Annotated in this window: 19 protein-coding genes and 1 other RNA gene; 11 read left to right on the forward strand and 9 right to left on the reverse strand. The window is 41.4% G+C overall.

Annotated elements, in window-relative coordinates:
• Window positions 1-87 precede the first annotated feature (87 nt).
• Window positions 88-372 carry an acylphosphatase gene (locus tag CRG89_RS01115; RefSeq protein ID WP_197706623.1) on the forward strand — a complete coding sequence of 95 codons (285 nt, stop codon included), beginning with the start codon at window positions 88-90 and terminating at the stop codon, window positions 370-372.
• Window positions 373-722: 350 nt separating this feature from the next.
• Here CRG89_RS01115 and CRG89_RS01120 read toward each other — a convergent pair whose 3' ends face one another.
• The 5 genes from CRG89_RS01120 to CRG89_RS01140 form a co-directional block, all read right to left on the reverse strand.
• Window positions 723-1,046 (reverse strand): hypothetical protein, encoded by a 324-nt coding sequence (locus CRG89_RS01120; protein WP_103286553.1) that lies wholly within the window; start codon window positions 1,044-1,046, stop codon window positions 723-725.
• A 76-nt stretch (window positions 1,047-1,122) separates the two neighbouring features.
• Window positions 1,123-1,435, reverse strand: an RNA gene (ffs, locus tag CRG89_RS01125) — signal recognition particle sRNA.
• Window positions 1,436-1,493: 58 nt separating this feature from the next.
• Complete coding sequence (pstA, locus tag CRG89_RS01130; RefSeq protein ID WP_103287852.1) at window positions 1,494-2,447, reverse strand: phosphate ABC transporter permease PstA; 954 nt, start codon at window positions 2,445-2,447, stop codon at window positions 1,494-1,496.
• Entirely contained in the window at window positions 2,444-3,388 is a 945-nt protein-coding gene (gene pstC, locus CRG89_RS01135; RefSeq protein WP_197706622.1) for a phosphate ABC transporter permease subunit PstC, read from the reverse strand. Before pstC ends, pstA begins: the two co-directional genes overlap by 4 nt.
• Window positions 3,389-3,402: 14 nt before the next feature.
• A complete protein-coding gene (locus CRG89_RS01140; RefSeq protein WP_103286554.1) occupies window positions 3,403-4,485 on the reverse strand; it encodes a PstS family phosphate ABC transporter substrate-binding protein in 1,083 nt (360 codons plus the stop codon).
• A gap of 190 nt (window positions 4,486-4,675) precedes the next feature.
• On the opposite strand from CRG89_RS01140, the gene pstB reads away from it, so the two are divergent.
• Complete coding sequence (gene pstB / locus CRG89_RS01145; protein ID WP_103286555.1) at window positions 4,676-5,497, forward strand: phosphate ABC transporter ATP-binding protein PstB; 822 nt, start codon at window positions 4,676-4,678, stop codon at window positions 5,495-5,497.
• A 38-nt stretch (window positions 5,498-5,535) separates the two neighbouring features.
• On the forward strand, window positions 5,536-6,162 hold the full coding sequence (gene phoU / locus CRG89_RS01150) for a phosphate signaling complex protein PhoU (protein ID WP_103286556.1): 627 nt from the start codon (window positions 5,536-5,538) through the stop codon (window positions 6,160-6,162).
• 71 nt (window positions 6,163-6,233) lie between these two features.
• Here the strand turns inward: phoU and CRG89_RS01155 are convergent, their stop codons facing one another.
• The gene (locus tag CRG89_RS01155; protein ID WP_158648647.1) at window positions 6,234-7,463 is read right to left on the reverse strand and encodes an ammonium transporter; all 1,230 of its coding nucleotides are present in this window, start codon (window positions 7,461-7,463) and stop codon (window positions 6,234-6,236) included.
• 155 nt (window positions 7,464-7,618) lie between these two features.
• Here CRG89_RS01155 and CRG89_RS08535 point away from each other — a divergent pair, with 155 nt between their 5' ends.
• The 3 genes from CRG89_RS08535 to CRG89_RS01170 all read left to right on the forward strand — a co-directional run bounded on the left by CRG89_RS08535 (window position 7,619) and on the right by CRG89_RS01170 (window position 8,984).
• Entirely contained in the window at window positions 7,619-7,828 is a 210-nt protein-coding gene (locus tag CRG89_RS08535; RefSeq protein ID WP_148695278.1) for a hypothetical protein, read from the forward strand.
• Between the two features lie 75 nt (window positions 7,829-7,903).
• Window positions 7,904-8,581, forward strand: a complete 678-nt coding sequence (locus CRG89_RS01165) for a P-II family nitrogen regulator (RefSeq protein WP_158648648.1) — start codon at window positions 7,904-7,906, stop codon at window positions 8,579-8,581.
• Window positions 8,582-8,648: 67 nt separating this feature from the next.
• Complete coding sequence (locus CRG89_RS01170) at window positions 8,649-8,984, forward strand: P-II family nitrogen regulator (RefSeq protein ID WP_158648649.1); 336 nt, start codon at window positions 8,649-8,651, stop codon at window positions 8,982-8,984.
• A 52-nt stretch (window positions 8,985-9,036) separates the two neighbouring features.
• Here CRG89_RS01170 and CRG89_RS01175 read toward each other — a convergent pair whose 3' ends face one another.
• On the reverse strand, window positions 9,037-9,696 hold the full coding sequence (locus tag CRG89_RS01175; RefSeq protein ID WP_103286561.1) for a B3/B4 domain-containing protein: 660 nt from the start codon (window positions 9,694-9,696) through the stop codon (window positions 9,037-9,039).
• 176 nt (window positions 9,697-9,872) lie between these two features.
• On the opposite strand from CRG89_RS01175, the gene CRG89_RS01180 reads away from it, so the two are divergent.
• The 5 genes from CRG89_RS01180 to CRG89_RS01205 all read left to right on the forward strand — a co-directional run bounded on the left by CRG89_RS01180 (window position 9,873) and on the right by CRG89_RS01205 (window position 15,053).
• Entirely contained in the window at window positions 9,873-10,460 is a 588-nt protein-coding gene (locus CRG89_RS01180; protein ID WP_103286562.1) for a hypothetical protein, read from the forward strand.
• A 49-nt stretch (window positions 10,461-10,509) separates the two neighbouring features.
• Entirely contained in the window at window positions 10,510-11,169 is a 660-nt protein-coding gene (locus CRG89_RS01185; protein WP_103286563.1) for a CBS domain-containing protein, read from the forward strand.
• Between the two features lie 812 nt (window positions 11,170-11,981).
• Window positions 11,982-12,671, forward strand: coding sequence for a hypothetical protein (locus CRG89_RS01195; RefSeq protein ID WP_103286565.1), 690 nt, complete (start codon window positions 11,982-11,984; stop codon window positions 12,669-12,671).
• A gap of 520 nt (window positions 12,672-13,191) precedes the next feature.
• A complete protein-coding gene (gene cobJ, locus CRG89_RS01200) occupies window positions 13,192-13,992 on the forward strand; it encodes a precorrin-3B C(17)-methyltransferase (RefSeq protein WP_103286566.1) in 801 nt (266 codons plus the stop codon).
• Window positions 13,993-14,063: 71 nt separating this feature from the next.
• Complete coding sequence (locus CRG89_RS01205; protein ID WP_158648650.1) at window positions 14,064-15,053, forward strand: TIGR03560 family F420-dependent LLM class oxidoreductase; 990 nt, start codon at window positions 14,064-14,066, stop codon at window positions 15,051-15,053.
• 435 nt (window positions 15,054-15,488) lie between these two features.
• On the opposite strand, the gene CRG89_RS01215 is transcribed toward CRG89_RS01205, so the two are convergent.
• Together CRG89_RS01215 and CRG89_RS01220 are read right to left on the reverse strand one after the other, a co-directional pair.
• Entirely contained in the window at window positions 15,489-16,550 is a 1,062-nt protein-coding gene (locus CRG89_RS01215; RefSeq protein ID WP_103286569.1) for a tyrosine--tRNA ligase, read from the reverse strand.
• Window positions 16,551-16,647: 97 nt separating this feature from the next.
• Window positions 16,648-18,078, reverse strand: coding sequence for an aspartate kinase (locus CRG89_RS01220; protein ID WP_197706621.1), 1,431 nt, complete (start codon window positions 18,076-18,078; stop codon window positions 16,648-16,650).
• Between the last annotated feature and the right edge of the window lie 11 nt (window positions 18,079-18,089).

Consider the following 18,089-nt stretch of genomic DNA (forward strand, 5'->3'; position numbering starts at 1 on the left):
TTTTATTTTATTAAGTAGGAGGACAGCAACGAGTATGAAGGTATACTTAGCAATTTATATATAATTTTACCATTACTATAAACTGGTTTGAGTCTAAAGAAGATAAGGGCGCATGTGTACGTAAAAGGGAAGGTGCAGGGGGTGTACTTTAGGCAGAATATGCGTAATGTTGCTAGGAAGTACAATGTACATGGCTGGGTCAGGAACCTGAAGGATGGTAGAGTTGAGGCTGTGTTAGAGGGAGATGAGGATGCTGTGCACCAAGTGATAGAGTGGTGCCATATAGGACCTAGTGGTGCAAGGGTAGATGATGTTGATGTTATGTATGAGGAGTATAGGGGTGAGTTCAATTCATTTGAGATACTATACTAAAGTGTATGGTAAGAAAATGTACCATATATGGAATAGTTAAGCAGTAAGTCATGTAGCAATGAACCAACCCATCAACGAGTAGAAATAGTATAAAGAGATAACCTGCAATAATTAGTTATTTCTACTATCATTAGGCATAAAACATGATAGATGAGAATCTACATGTAGTCCATACAGAGGCTGATGTTAAGTAAAAACAATCAAGCTAGTAGCAAGTAAGTAAGTAAACCTCAAGCAGGAGGTGTATAGTATGTATGTAAGTGTTGTATGGTTTGTTAAGCAATCTTGTGTATAGATCCCAATATATTATGGTTTATCTATATTTAATTTCATAAATAAAAATGAGTGATTCATGCATGTTCGTAAGCCTTCCTTATCATACCGTAAAGATCCTGCAATTGGTTTATGGAACGTAGGAGTATCCTTGATGGTGGTGCCCTAGACTCCGTCTTTATATTCACTGCTAACATGTTCATAGCAGGCTCTATATCCATGAATATCCTCATGTTGAACCCCTTAGAATAGACTATCCTGTGAGGCCTAATCTCCTCTATAACACTTGGCAAGGAGAGTACGTAATCCCTTATATCCATGAGCATGTTCCTTGCTGGTTCCGATAGCCTTGCTAGATGATCGCTTAGACTTAATTTCTCACTCTTCTCGTCAATACTCATAACATTATCACATATTGAAGATATAAAAATGTAATGTGTATAAGCCATACTAATAATAAGTGCATAAGAGAGATGGTAGTAGCCCCGTTGGTTCCACCATAGAGCATGGACCCCATCTCAGACCCAGCCAGATCCCCCACGTAGACACGACAGCGTGGCCATCTCACCTTAGGGTTGCTCCCTCCCGGACCTCACCCGGTTCGGTGATAAGATGGTGCCCCTATCCCTTCGGACAGGGAGCCCATCTATGACCACCCATCGTGGCGTGGGTTCATACCAGCAGGGTAAGCGGGTATCCATACCCCATGGATTTACCCAACGGTTACTGGTCCCCGCATATAGCCGGTTTCGGGTATGGGGCACGGCTAGCACCCCGACCCTCCCTACTACCATTGTATTATATGCCTGAAGAGTATTTACGTTTTACCTAGAACCTCATCATCCGATCTATTCCACAACCCTACTCTGGAGTCTATTCCTTAAATATATTGCAATGAAATTGAGTGTTAAGAGTATGAGGAGTAGTATGATTATACCAGCTGCAGATAACTCTATGAATGCTTGCTGTGGTCTGCTCACCCAGTTGTATATCTGGAGTGGCATAACTGTGAACTCATCGAATATAGACAGGGGATCTCTACGTACAAAGATCAACCCGCTTATAACAAGTATAGGGGCAGCCTCACCCATTGCCCTCGATAAGGCTAGTATGGAGCTTGTTAATGCTGTAGGAATTATCTGGGGCAAGACAACCTTGAATACAACCTGATACTTCCTTGCACCCAAGGCATATGCAGCAAGCCTATGTGTTGATGGGACCATCCTAGCGCTCTCTATGGTAGTTACGGTTATCAGAGGTAGCACCAAGAATGCCAATGCTATAGAGCCAACTATTATGGACCTACCTAAACCTAGAGTGTAGGATAGGAAGCTTAGAGCAACTAGCCCAAAGATAACAGATGGTACACCAGCAAGGTTGGTTAGCGTTGCATATACTATCTTGCTAACTAGATTGCCTCCTCCATACTCATTTAGGTACAGACCAGTTGCTATTCCTAGTGGTAGTGCTATAGCTATGGCAAGTGCTACCGTGTATAGCGAGCCAAGTATGGCTGCCCTCATACCTGCCTCATCAACATTGCTTGATGCATAGTTGAAGAGCAGGTTAGGGCTTAGCCTCTCTACACCATTCAACACTACATTAACAAGCAGAACTGTAAGTACCATCACGCTTACGCATACTGATATAAGCAGATAGGTTTGAAGCCCATACTCTGATATGATTGCATATCTGCTCTTCCTTCTTATCCTACCCTTCTCAACACTCCCTTCCAATTCAATCATCTGCACATCTCTACTACTACTACTACCATTATCCTTATACTTCTTCCCTACATTCATACCCTTATCTCCCACCTCCTCTTTATGTAACTTGAGATAAGGTTGAGTATTGCAACTATTGCGAAGAGATAGAGTGCAATGGCAAAGAGTGATGTATACTCTACAGTTCCTCTAGGCGCATCTCCAGTTGCTGCCTGTGCTATTGCAGATGTCATCGTCATAACGCTCTCGAATGGGTTCAGAGTTAGTGTTGGCTTGAGTCCTGCTGCTATCGTTACTATCATCGTCTCACCTATGGCTCTACCCATCCCAAGTATTATTATTGCTACTATTGCTGATAGTGTGTAAGGTATGACTATCCTCATAACCACTGTGCTCTTCCTTGCGCCTAGAGCGTAACCAGCAGCCTTTAGGCTCTGAGGCACAGCATAGAACGCATCCTCGCTTAGAGATGCTATAGTTGGTATTATCATGATACCCATTGCAATACCTGCTGCCAATGCATTGTACGTGTAGAGATCTGGTATGAAGTACTGTAGGTTTGGTGTTATGAAGTATAATGCAAAATACCCATATACAACAGTTGGAATCCCAGCAAGCATCTCAAGTATGGGCTTCACTACACGCCTTAGTGATGGTGCTGCATACTCGCTTAGGAATATGGCTGAGCCTATCCCAACTGGTATGGCAAGTGAGAGTGCTATTGCTGTTGTGAGCATTGTACCTGCCAGCAATGGTAGCACACCAAATGACTTGTCATCGAAGAATGCTGCCCAACGTGTACCAAAGAAGAACTCATGTGCAGGGATGTGAAGGAAGAAGCTTAACGATTCAGATGCTAGAGAGTACACTATTATTATTATTGCAATAATTGTAAACAAAGCCGCTGATAGTAACAAATATTTTACCATAACATCTATTAGATTACTGCTGTTCTTTCCTAAAAAAAGAGGTCTAGAGTCCCTATCCCCTTTCTTCATCTGCTCATTAGCCTTACCCATCCCTATCCATGCTACTATAGGCCTTCTTTATATATGCTCACAAATGTCTTATCATCATCTGGAGTATACCTGCCTTCATTGATAAGCCTGATAGCATCCTTATAGTATGTATCACTCAACGGTATATAGCCTACCTTCTCTGCAGCACTCTTTGCATTGCTTAGATAGAAGAGCACGAACTCCTTCAACTCCTGCCTACTCTGTATCTTATCATAGTTAACGTGTATGAACAATGGTCTTGATAATGGATACGTGCCCTGTATTATGCTCTTACCATCAGGGAATATGCACTCGCCATTCTTCTCCTTTGATACCTTCAGTATCTTCAGCCTATCCTGCGCATGCTCAGCATATGCCAATGGTATGTATCCTAGGGAATATCTATCTGTACTTACACCCTGTACTAGAACATTATCATCCTCGCTTGGTATGTAGTCTGTTCTAGATGCTCTAGCCTTGCCTACAACATGCTCAGTAAAGTAATCGAATGTACCAGAGTCTGGACCAGCACCATAAAGCCTTATCTCCTGTGCTGGATATGCTGGGTTTAGATCACTCCACTTCTTTATTGTGCTATCAGGCTTCCATATCTCCCTCAACTCCTCTATGCTTATACAATCGTTAGGGAAGAGGTTGTTATCTCTATGCACAACTATGCTTAGACCTTCAAGTGCAATTGGTATCTCAACCCATCTTATATTGTTCTCCTTCGCTGCAGCCCTCTCCTTATCTGTTATAGGTCTTGATGAGTCATTTATATCGGTCTCTCCTAGGGTGAACCTCTTGAATCCTCCTCCAGTGCCAGATATGCCAACGGTAACCTTCACATCTGGGTTCTTCTTACTGAACTCCTCTGCTATAGCCTCGGTTATGGGGTATACAGTACTTGAACCATCTATAACTATGGAACCACTAAGCCTGGTTACTGGTGTCTGTGTTGGTACCTGTACTGGTGCTTCTGCTGGTGTAGATGTACCTGCGGGTGTAGTAGGAGCAGTACCTGTTTTAGTGCCTATCCCAACAGTACCTATAACTCCAACAACAACACCTACTGCTACTGCTGCTATAACTGCTGCTATTGCTATATTCCTGTTCATGGGTGCTAATGTCTTGCATTAGATTATAAACCGATCCCACTTAGATTACTATCTGTTCTGTAATGTATATAGGGGTAAATAATTCAATATAATTCGTATAGGTAAATTATTTTAGTGCAGTAAGGGTAGTACGGATATGCGTTTATGGAGCCTACTAAGTAAAGACTATTCTTATGTAGAGAAAGTAGATATGCAAGGAAGTAAAGAGGTAACAGTAGTAAGAGCAGATGATGATGGTGATGGTATGAATGGTAAGATTGTGTTAGAAGGTAGAGAAGTAGGCGTATTATATGATAGCAAGTATGCTATAAAGGATGTTAATATAAAGATTGTAAGGAATACCATAACTGCAATAATAGGACCATCTGGCTGTGGCAAGAGCACACTGCTAAGATGCTTCAACAGGATGAACGATCTTCTAGATGCAAGGATAGAGGGAGAGATACTCTTCAATGATCACAACATATACTCAAATGGTATAAACGTTGCTGAGATAAGGAGGCTCATAGGCATGGTCTTCCAGAAACCAAATCCATTCCCCACAAGTATATACAATAATGTTGCCTTTGGGCTCAAGATAAATGGGTTCAAGGGAGATATGGATAAGCAGGTTGAGTATGCATTGAGAGAAGCAGCGTTATGGGATGAGGTTAAGGATAGGCTAAACGATAATGCCTATAGCCTATCTGGAGGACAGCAGCAGAGGCTTTGTATTGCTAGAGCACTTGCAGTTGAGCCAGAGGTTCTACTCATGGATGAGCCAACAGCATCACTAGATCCAATCGCATCAGCAAAGATAGAGCAACTTGTAACACGCCTGAAGGAGAAGATAACCGTAGTCATTGTTACACACAACATACAGCAGGCAGCAAGAATCTCAGATTATGTTAATGTGATGATGGTTGATGAAAATATGATAGGTAGATTGGTAGAGGCTGGTCCAACAAGAGAGGTATTCGAGAACCCAAAGAGCAAGGTTACAGAGGATTATATAAGCGGGAGGTTTGGCTAGCACTATAATTATATTTATGCTATAATTATTGAGGGAAGATGAGAAGGCTCCTCGATGTTGGGATAAATAGGTTATCGAACCTTCTACATGATATGTCTAGGTTATCTCAGGAGTGTGTAGCGATGGCAATAGATGCTTATCTAAAGGATAGAAGTGTTGTGCAGGAGGTTTATGCAAAGGCTAACCAACTTGCAATACTCAAGGAAGAAGTGAATGATCTTGCAGTTGAATTGATGATAAGGTATCAGCCAGTTGCAACGGATCTTAGGTTCATAAGCTCATGTATGGAGGTAGCATACGATCTTGTAAGGTTTGGGAGATATGCTTATGATATAGCCCAGATAAGGGAGCAGTTCGGCGACCTTGGCAGGTGTGATAAGAGCATCATAGCAGAGATGTCAGAGATGGTGAGCGAGATGCTTAAGGATAGCATAAGTGCATTCAACAATAAGGATGAGGATCTTGCAGAGAGGCTCATAAGAATGGATGATATGGTAGATTCATCATACAAGAGCAATCTTAAGAAGATAGTTGAGACTGGTATGGATATAAGGTGTGCATTATCCTCTGTGCTGGTCATGCGTTACCTTGAGAGGATAGCAGACCATGCAGTATACATAGGTGAACTTGTAAGATACATGGTGAGTGGTGAGAGGGCTAGATGATTATACCTATATTAAATTAGAAATAGAAAACAAATTTTAAATTAAAATTAAAAATGTATGTGGATTGAAGCCTATACAGTTAGATAGGCCTTCTCTCCATGCAGTACTACATCCTCTCCAGCCTCTTCCTCCTGTGGCTTTAGTCTTATAGGCGTTACTTTATTCATTATCTGCATTATTATGTATGTTAATGTGAATGCAAATGCTGCAGTTACAACTATCGCAAGTGCTTGTACCCCAACAAGTTCTGCTGAACCATATGCAACTCCTACAAGTGCACCTCCAGTTACCATTGGTGATGCAAAGAGTGCTACACCCATGCTGCCCCATACACCAGTCATACCATGTATTGCTATGACATCACATGCATCATCAACTCTTAACTTCTCCTTGAAGAGGAGCACAAAACCATAGAAGACAACTCCAGCAACTGCACCTATAACAACTCCAGCCCATGCTTCTATGAACCCTGCTGCTGGTGTAACTGCTGCTAAACCTGCTATGCAACCGTTTGCTGCAAGGCTAGTGCTTGGCTTCTTGCTCTTAGCCCATCCAGCAAGGAGGGTTGTTATCGCACCTGCTGCTGCTGCAAGGTTAGTACTTACTATTGCTGCAACTGCTGCCTCATTTGATGCTAGAGCACTACCACCATTGAAACCATTCCAACCAAACCAGAGCAGGAATGCTGCAAGGAACTGATATGGTACATTGTGCTGAGCCATGGTCTCTGCCTTGCCAAACCCTAACCTTCTACCTAGAGCAAGTGCTCCTGCTAGTGATGAGAACCCTGCTGCCACATGTATCACTATACCTCCAGCCCAGTCCCTAGCACCCATCTGTGCAAGCCAGCCTCCTCCCCATATCCAGTGTGCAACTGGTCCATACACGAATATCATCCATATGAAGATGAAGACAAGCCAAGGACCGAAGCGCATCCTCTCTGCTATACCTCCACTTATCAGTGCTACAGTTATTGCAGCGAACATGCCTTGGAAGAGGAAGAAGAGGTAGCCTGGTATGGTTGGTGCATAATCCATGGGTTCTAGCGTGACACCTCGCATGAATGCGTAATCAAATGTGCCTATCCATCCATGCTCAGACGGTGCAAATGCAAGACTAAAGCCGATTATGAACCATGCTATTAGGCCTATGGTAGCCGTTTGATACACCTTCATGAGGATGCCAAGTGCATTCTTTGCCCTTATCAGCCCAGCCTCAAGGAAGCCTACTCCTCCTATCATGAGGAAGACCATCGCTGTCGAGAGTATCATCCACGCTGTATCTCCAGTGTCTATTGCCATATGGCTACTACTTTGCATAGTATTTTTAAAGTTTTTTAAAAAAAATAATATAATGATATCCAATAGCTTATCATAAACCTTGGCTATACCGAATGTCTTATAAAGATGATAATCATTTGAATATCTTTTTATATAAGTTCTTCTATATCATATGCATGAAGAGATACATTGTTGGAGCACTGGCACTATCCTTGCTATCTCTGATGCTATCAGATGCATATGCCCTAGGAGCACCACAGCCCCTATCAAAGCCTCCAGGGCTAATAGTAACATACCTTGCCACACTCCTAAGCGTGTTGTTCTTCATGCTTATACAGCACCTCATAAGGAAGAGTTTCTACTCCAAGTACAGACTTGTACCTTGACCAACCATTTATTTTATTATCAAAAGCTTATCATTCTAGCTAACATTTATAATTATGTTATCATTACATATTGCCATGAAGAGGATAGAGGCTATAGTTAGGACAGAGATAATGCCAGACCTTAAGATACAGTTAGAGAGGTTTGAGATATATGGCTTGAGTATGCATAACATAACCAGTCCTAATATAACCTCAAGGAATGGTGCTGTAGGAAGAGGAGGCGGTCTAGGTGAGTTCCTTACAAAGGTTGAGCTAATAGTAAGTGATAGGGATGCAAAGAGGGTTATAGATACTATAAGTGCTGTATCTGGCAAGCATAAAGAGTACACGAAGATATTCGTCTCCTCTCTTGAGGAGATAGTGGATGTATCGCATATGCATGTTATAAAGGACCTTGAAGATGTTAACGATAGTGAGGATAGAACCCGTAAGCAGGATAGCAGCATTGCTAGTAGTGGTGTTGATGGGGAGCATGGCAATTATAGCAATGAGGATTCTACAGATCGTATAGATGCCAGCTCTGGTGAGTATGAGGAACAGGAAAAGAGAAGTAGACTCGTGCCATTGCAGAAGTACACCCTGATGAGAGTACTCAAGTTCTACAATGCTAACAAGGATACGTTGAGATCAGAGTATAGGATAAAGTCGTTCAGTGACTTCGTTAACTTCTGCATACTTGGTTACTTGCCAATCATAGAGAGCGAGATAAAGCAGCAGAGCATAGAGGGGAGGAGCAAACTACTAAGGATATAATATAAGATTATCATAATGTTAGCATACTGGCGATGGTTTTTATACCATGAAGACCATTAATAGTAGCATGAAGAAGATAGAAGCAATAATTGCATCTGAGAAGGTGGATATTGTGTATAGAGCGTTGAAGAGATACGGGGTTGATAACATATTCATAGTTAATGGGTATGGCAAGGGTCTCTTCCAGATAGTGCTTACAGGAGCAAGGGGTACTGGCTCATACAAGCCAGAACTTATGCCAGCATCAAAGATAGAACTCATAGTTGCTGATAGGGAGGTTGAGGATGTGCTAGATATAATAGCAAAGAATGCAGGAATAGGCGTAAACGAGGGGCTTGTTGGAAGGGCTGTTATAACGCCCATAGAGCAGATAAGGAGGCTTGAGAAGACAGTTAAGGTATGATCTATGCATTATATATCATCTTTATCTACTATTCGTATGCTACTGTCTTAACTCATGATAAAGATGCCTTTATCAACTCTATCGTTCTATCTACTGCAACCCTAGCCAACGATGCATCCATACCATCCATTATGTAGCATCCAACTACAAGTATCCTGCTTGTATAATCCTTGACCGATGTTCTAAGCGCATCCCTATGGGGAAATACATGTATAACCCCTTGCTCATCAGCAAGCACTATCTCTTTCCCAGTAAGTCTACTAGCCTTGCCTGTAATGTCAATAAACTCTTCATTGCTTATAGCTCTTCTAAGTACAAGCCTACCCTTAACCATTGCAAGATCGTATATGCCTATTGGTACTAAGGTCTCTATAGATGCTATATTGCCTGCATCTACAACGTTGTTTATCCTTGGCATCTTCCCCATCAAGAACCTCCTTGCTAATGCCTCGCTTGATGGTCTAACCTTTGTAGGATCTATGCCTAGCCTCCAGTAAAAGTCCCTTAATGCTCTAACAACTGGATGGTTCTTCAGATCATCCTTGCTCAACGTTAACCTAGCCTTCAACTCATCCATAACATTACTATAGTCATGGTTATGCCTTACCTTAACATCCATAGCCTTTGCATACAGGCTTACCCTGTAATCTCTAACCTCCTCTGCTATATGTATGCTTACCATACTTGTATGATCACTACCATCGATGCTCATACCAATAGCTAACCCAAAGGGTAAATAAATAATCTATCCATTGATTACAAAACACCCAAATATAGTGCAATACTTACTTAATATATACGAGCATTATCCAAACATAGGTAACTAATTTAATATATCATACCTATCATCACGAAAAATTTTTATTCTTAGGCTAGGGTAGTAGGATCATGCAGCCAAGGAGTGATGAGACTGATGACAACTATGCAAAGGAGTATAGGAAGAGCGTACTAGTCTACAGGATCATCTTCTATGTATGTGCTGCAATAATGCTGAGCATAACTGTATATGCGCTTGCTGAGAGCCTTAGAGAATACCTTGCAAGTGGGAGTGTAGTGATAGGCGAGGTTCTAGTGAATACTGAGGTACCATTCAAGGGCTTCGCAAAGCTTGTAACCTATCTCATGATCTCCTCAGTCGTTGGATGGTACTGTGTAACTAAGATAGGGAGGGAGAAGACCAAGAACATCTCTGCTAGGAATAGAGCAATACTCAAGTTGATAGCATTAGCAATAGCAGTAGTCTCGTTGTATGAGTTGGTATACAACTTTGTAGTCTGGAATGCTCTTATGACTGCAGATGCTATAAGTGGGATAATAAGGATAGATGTTCTCAACATCCCCTATCCAAACCCAAAGACACCTTGGAGCCTTGTATTTGCTACAAAGATGTTCCTTGCTGCATTTGTGATAAGTGCTCATGCATTCTACCTCATGGCTAGGGATGAGAGAAGGGCATTTGATAGGTTAAGTGAATAGAAGAGGATATATAGCCACATTTAAATAACCACTACCCTACTATACATGCATGTCATATCCATCTGAAGAAGAAAGAGAAGGGGGAGGGTATGAGTATGAGGATATCGAATCTCTACTAAACAAACCTGTTGAGTATGTATTGACAACAAACGTAGTTACGCTTGAAGGGAGTATGAGTGCTGCAGATGCTGCTTCAATCATGAAGGAGAGGAACTCTAGGAGTGTGCTTGTAACACACAATGGCGAGGCTATAGGTATAGTTACGAAGACAGATATACTCTTCAAGGTTATGGCCCAAGGCAAGAACCCCAACAAGGTTAGGCTAAGAGAGATAATGAGTTCACCAATCATAACTATATCACCAAAGACAAGCATAAGCGATGCTCTAGCAGTTATGGAGAAGCATGTGTTAAGGCAGGTTATTGTAAGTTCTGGCTCAACCGTTATAGGCATGGTTACTAGAGAAGGTTTGTTTGAGAGGATACATAAAGCAAGCATGGTTACATCACAGACTGCATTGAAAGGCACACCTGTATGCATAATAAACCCAAAGGCTATAGCGTATGTTAAGGAGGCTGTAGAGGCAAAGTTATCATGCCCATACTGTGGTTCACCATTTGATGACAAGAATGCCTTATCAAAGCATATTGATAGATTGCATATAGGTTCTGGCGTGCTTGAAGGGGATGTTAGGAGGATAATAGAATAGTATAATTGGTTAGTTAGTTGTTAGTTAGTGATCTGCTTGAGCATATCTGCTCTAGTGTTCACTAACTGGTTAAATATTTGTGATATATATCATTCTTGCTTAACCTTCTTGATAATGAATCCAATAGCATCAAGGATAGCAATTGCAGTTATTACTGCATCAGTACTTATGGTATCAAGCATTGCGAAGCATGATGATGGTATATGGAGCAACTAACTGCACTACTACCTATGGGGATGATTGCTATGCTGCAGGTAAGTATGATTTCAGGTACAGTCTTTAGGTGCTGGAGTAAAGCAGAAGGTACCATACCCATCCAATATGGTTGGATACATGGTTAGTCCATTATGGGTCATCCTAGGGAACGGTAGATTATTGGAGATAGGTTGGATAGCAAGTGTATCGTACACACCAAAATGGTATTGGGCTCTGGATGGAATTATGCAGAAAACGTGGTGCACTAACAATACATGCCCAAGTAATAACAGTACTTGGTTATTTACTATACATGATGGTAATGCTGATAAGTATGGATATTAAGGGTGGGTACTGATACAATAACAACAGAAAGATTAGGATCTACTTTCTACAGAAACAGAAGCTGGTTATGAGATAGGTTACTATGATACAAATCCTGGCATAAATGAGTATAAGGACTTGTACTATAAACCAAACACTGGATGGGTGTACATATCTAGTAGTGCAGCGAGTAAGTGGTACTATATAATAAATCCAGTGAATGGTTACATAATGGATTACTGTAACAACGCATATAATCACTTCATGGTAGCAAAGGGAGGTGGAAGGAATCTATGTTAAGCAATAAATGGCTAACTATAATAGGATTCACTGCCATTATAATTACAGTAACTATAATTGTTAGCTATAATAACAAGGATAAATACTTGGTAACTAATGATGATGTTGAGGTAACAGATAATCTATCTTTACCCCCTTCCTACATGATAAAGAAGGCAACGTTGCCTCCTGTGAAGGATATAGATGAGGCATCAACAGTTGTGAATTACGAATTACCTTACCCTAAGTACCTTCCTGAAGGCTATTCTATCCAATACATTGGGGCTATAAACGTAGAAGGCAAAGATATTTGGGAAGTGGTGATCTTTGCTTGGGATAAGGAGATAACTGATAACACAACCAATAGAGAGTTCTTTTACTATGGAAAGGGCATGGTTATATCAATAAGCAATAACACAAAGAATAGCGAGGCGGTAATAGTTGATGGTGTTAAGGAGGAGGGGCAGGAGATAGGTACAGCATTGGATGAACTACTAGCGTTCTACTCAAAGTATGGTGCACACAAACTCACCATAGATGGTTACCAATGCGTAGCATATGATAGCCAGATAGTTGAGGATGCTGTAGGAAGGAAGGTACCATTGCTAGCAGAGGTAGACTGCTTAAAGGGTGACCTTTGGATACAGATAAGGGCTTATCTGCCAGAGTCTGAACTTGTGAAGGTTGCAGAGTCTATCTTGTAGCCTTTATTTTTAATGGGTACTATACCTAATAGTATAAAGTTTCTTGTAGTATCCTAATGATTGCTTTGTTGCACTTTGCATAACTAAATTATAGGTGATTGATCATCACCATCTATAGAGTTCCTCCTTCTTCATTATTGCCATTATAGCAGGTTCTTGCATCATCAGCAAGTAAGGAACTTAAGTTATTTGCTATCATATTTTGCTTTGCTATAATATGCTTATCTTCTACCCTCTTACATTATTCATCTTCATTCTCATAGCACCAATTGCAATGCATTAAAAGAGAAGAGGATCTCTTGGCATAACCAATGATTCATCATATTTACTAATCCATAATAGCCTAATCTTTAAGCATATTAAATAAAAATATCTTGCTAAGTTATGCAACAAAGCAGAGGATCTTAAAGATATTCTCTTACATCCAAAAATACGAGAGTGCTATGTGTAGGTAATATCCATGCACATCCAACTCTAATAATAAAGAATAAAAGTTATTGTATCGTGCATTGGTGATGATATGGTGGGGAGTAATGGCAATAGTAGTATAGGCAGGTTATACATAGTTGGTATAGGCCCAGGGTATGAGGAGCATATGACCTTTAGAGCAAAGCAGTGCATTATGGATAGCAATATAGTGATAGGGTATGAGACCTACATCGATCTTATAAGGCATATGCTGGATGGTAAAGAGGTATATGCATATGCAATGACCCAAGAGGTTGATAGAGCCAATCATGCGATAGATCTAGCAAGCAAGGGTAATATAGTCTCTCTCGTCTCTAGTGGGGATCCAGGGATATACGGCATGGCCGGTCTAGTATATGAAGTGCTAGCAGAGCGTGACTGGGATGGGATGAACCCATATGTTGAGGTAGTGCCAGGTGTATCAGCACTTAATGCATGTGCAGCACTAGTAGGCTCACCATTGATGGCAGACTTTGCAGTAGTTAGCATGAGCGACCTGTTAGTACCATGGGATATAATAGTGAAGAGGGTAGAGGCTGCAGCACAGGGTGATTTTGTTATAGTCATATACAATCCTCAGAGCAAGAAAAGGGTTCACCAACTTAGAGATACTAGAGATATACTCCTCAAGTATAGGAGTGCAAGAACCCCAGTTGCAATAGTCAAGTCTGCATATAGGGATTCACAGAGTATAGTGCTTACAGATCTTGAGCATATGCTTGAGTACCAAGATCATCTTGGGATGCTGAGCACTATAATAATAGGAAACTCATCTACATTCATCTACAAAGGGCTCATGATAAACCCTAGAGGGTACAAGAGCAAGTACGAACTTGTAAGAGAACAAGTGTAGGATACAGATATGCTAAGAGTTGAGGATAGGGATAGGAATAGGAATAAAGAGATATAACCAACATGGATAGCATGGGCATGAGTAATCACCATGACTCTAGGTTAGAGTTTGGCGTACTTCTCCCACAGGGCTGGATAGACGATCTCAAGGGGCTTGGGTTCGAGTATATAAAGAGGTTTGCTCTAACAGCAGAAGCACTAGGCTTTTCGCTATGGGCGTATGATCACTTCATCCCATACAAGGAGTACAGACCATTCATAGGTAAGCCAATGCTTGAGTGCTGGACACTACTATCTTCCATAGCAGGGGTGACATCAAAGGCAAGGATAGGGCAGGTTGTAACATGCAACTCATACAGGAACCCTGCTCTTCTAGCAAAGATGGCATCTACTCTAGATTACATAAGCAATGGTAGGCTTGAGTTTGGTATAGGGGCTGGATGGTATGAGGAGGAGTATGTATCATATGGCTACCAGTTCCCAAGTGCTAGAGCAAGGATAGAGCAGTTGGATGAAGCACTCAATATAATAAGGGCAATGTGGGTAGATGAGGAGGCAAGCACGTTCCATGGCAAGTACCATAAGGTTATCAATGCTGTGAACTATCCTAAACCTGTACAGAAGCCCCATCCTCCTATAATGGTTGGGGGCTCTGGTAGGCTCTTACTTAAGGTTGCTGCAAAACATGCTGATATATACAACTGTCCATTTGTAGATGTAGATGAGTTGACTGATAAACTGAGGGTACTCAAAGAGCATTGCATTAACATCAGGAGGGATTACAGCACTATAGTCAAGTCATTGCTTATGAGGGTGATAATAGCAGATAGACATGAAACGTTGATTGATAAGATTAGGGTAGTGAAGAGGAGTGATGAGAGTATAGATTGGTTCATATCAAGGAATAAAGGCTCAACCATTATAGGTACACCAGATGATGTTGCAAGGGAACTTCAAGGCTATGCTGCTATAGGTGTTAGACACTTCATCCTCCACCCACTCCCAATAGAGGAGGATCTTGAATCACTGAGGCTTCTCATTGATGCATGTAAGAAGGTATAATCTAATAGATCAAAGGATCTAACTTTATAAGGCTATATATAGAAGAAAGAGGAAGGTTGTTTTATGGTTACTCTCTTGATAGTCAGCACTATCATATTGCTGACAGCTACCTTGTAATAAATAGTAGCGATTCCTATACTACACTAGTCATAGAGCCAGATTATATTGATGATATGGAGATTTATAAGCATCTCTCGGTAACTGCAGACAATTACTATATTGATATACCTGCTAGCAAAGGTGATAACATCTTACATACAGTACAATTGAGAGTAAGTGCATCTAATGATGCTAGAGGGTCACTATACATACAGAGTAGGGGTTGTAAGCTTGGATGGTAAAGGTTCTGGTGCCTATCTTAATATCAACGTACTACCATAATTAATTCTGCTATCTCTTCTTTATCCTTCTCTTCTCTCTTCTTTTTTTATACTACTACTGCTGCTTTGCCAATACCTCCATTATCTCCTTCCTGTTCTTGAGGTACTCTCTAACAGGCTCAACTATCTTGTTAAGGTAGAGGGCAACAGCATTCTTCAGATCAAGAGCATGGAGCCTCCTGCTAGCATATGCCTCCTCCAACTCTTTATAACTTGCAAATGTTATGCTCCCACCATACTTTGCTGGTCTCTCTACTGTGAACTCCTTGAACTCATGGAAGATTATATACCTTGCAATCTCTAGTACTGGGTTGCTATCTATACTCTCTGGGCACCATGCCCTCCTCATCTTCTCCCTTATTATATGCTCATCATCATGAACGAATATGCTTGTATGGGGCTTCGATTTACTCATCTTACTAGATACCTTAACATCCATGCTTGAATCATCCTCTAGCCCAAGGCTTACAGGTTCCCCTAGCCCTGGAAGTAGATGATGGTGTATGGCAACTGGAACCTTCCATCCCATCTTGGGGAAGATATCCCTAGCAAGCATATGTACCTTCCTCTGATCTATACCTGCATGAGCAATATCAACATCTAGAGCATGTATATCAACTGCTTGCATAACAGGATAAACAAGTTGTGCAAAATCAAGCTTATCCTTCTCGCTCCTCCCCAGTATGGTTAGGGAGCGCATTATCCTAGGCAGTGTTATATGCTTGCTGAACCTTATAAGATCGCTCCAGTAATCCTTGTAACTACTGTATAGTTCAGAGCCCATAACAACGTTTATGCCAGGGCAGAAGAACTTGAATGCATCTTCATAGTACTTTGCTACACTCTTTATAATATCCCAATCCCCCTGCAGTTTATCATTTATGAATGTATGCCAATCAGCAAGGAATACAGTGCACTCTACCCCAGCCTTTATCATATCATTTATCTTGAACCCTGTGAGCACTAGACTCCCAAGGTGTAATAGGCCAGAGATCTCAAGACCTATGTAATGTTTAGGTCTTGAGTTTACCTCTAAGAGCTTCCTAAGTTCTTCAATAGTGACTACCTCCTCAGTAGGCTCTCTTATTATCAACTCCAGCCTAGACTCTAGATCCATAGGAAGTGATAGATGAACCCTCTATAAATATCGAGCGTAGTAGTGATACTGTCTATCTATAGGTGATTACTGATGGGAGATGGATGATTGAAATGCATCACTGGTTTATTCTATCTAGTTCAAACTCATCATGTAGTGCTTTAACAGCACCCTCAGCATACCTATCCTCAACAACAAATGCTAGATTAAGTTCAGATGAACCTTGAGCAATCATTATAACGTTTATCCCTCTATCTGCTACTGCTTTGAAGACCCTTGCTGCTACACCCTTGGTTCCTCTCATCCCAGCACCAACAACTGCTATTATTGCAACATCATCAGTAACATTTATGCCCTTGATCAACCTGCCTAGAAGGTTGAGTTCTAGAGCATTAACAGCCTTATCAAGATCGCTCTTCCTTACAACCATGGATATGCTTGATTCTGAGGGCCCTTGGGATATCATTATTATGTTTATCCTATGCTCTCCAAGCACGTTGAATATCCTTCCTGCTGTACCTGGAGAGCCTACCATGCTGCTACCTCTAACATCTATGAGCGATACATTCCTTATAGCTGTTACAGCCTTGACTATCTTGCTTGGGTACGCTGTAGGACTCTTCATTATAGTTGTACCTTGGCACTCAAGATTGAATACATTCCTTATCCTTATCGGTATACCCTTATCCAATATAGGCTCCAATGCCCTAGGGTGAAGGTACTTTGCACCAAATAGTGCCATCTCCATAGCCTCTGCATAAGATACCTCTCTAAGTACTTGTGCATCCTTTACGATCTTTGGATCTGCAGTCATCAAACCATCAACATCGGTCCATAGCATGACCTCATCAGCATCTATGCATGATGCTATTATGGTTGCTGTGTAATCCGAGCCTCCCCTACCAAGTGTTGTTATATTGCCATGCTGATCAGAGCCTATGAACCCTGTAACCACTGGCACCACTCCATGCTCAAGCATGGGCATTATCTTATGCCTAACCCTCAACCTTGTTGTATCCATCAACGGTCTAGCATCACCATAGTTTGAATCAGTGACTATCCCAGCATCCTTGCCGGTAAGATGCTCAGCCTCAACACCCACATCCTTGAGTGCATAGCAGAGCATTGGTGCAATAAGCCTCTCACCAAAGGAGAGTAGGTAATCCCTTGACCTTGGAGTAACCTCGTTGAGTAGCATCATGCCCTTGAGTAGGTCATTCATCTCCTTGATGAGTGCATCAATTATGCTTGATAACTCGCTTGTATAGGATCCATCATTGCAGAGGTTTGATGCAATGCTCCTATGCCTCTCCTCTATGCTATGTATTATGCTATCAACCCTTGAGCACTCACCTCCCATTATGCTATCACAGACCTTTATGAGGTCATCGGTAACCCCTTTTATGGCAGATACAACAACCACTATCTGATTGGAGGCAGGGTCATTCCCCTTCTTCTCCTCTCTCTTCTTCTGCATCTGCTTGACTATATCCCTTGCTACATGCCTTATACGTTCTACATCTGCTACAGCGTTACCCCCAAACTTCATCACCAACCTCA

Origin of the sequence: Candidatus Nitrosocaldus islandicus (assembly GCF_002906215.1) — an archaeon.
GTDB classification, from domain to species: domain Archaea; phylum Thermoproteota; class Nitrososphaeria; order Nitrososphaerales; family Nitrosocaldaceae; genus Nitrosocaldus; species Nitrosocaldus cavascurensis.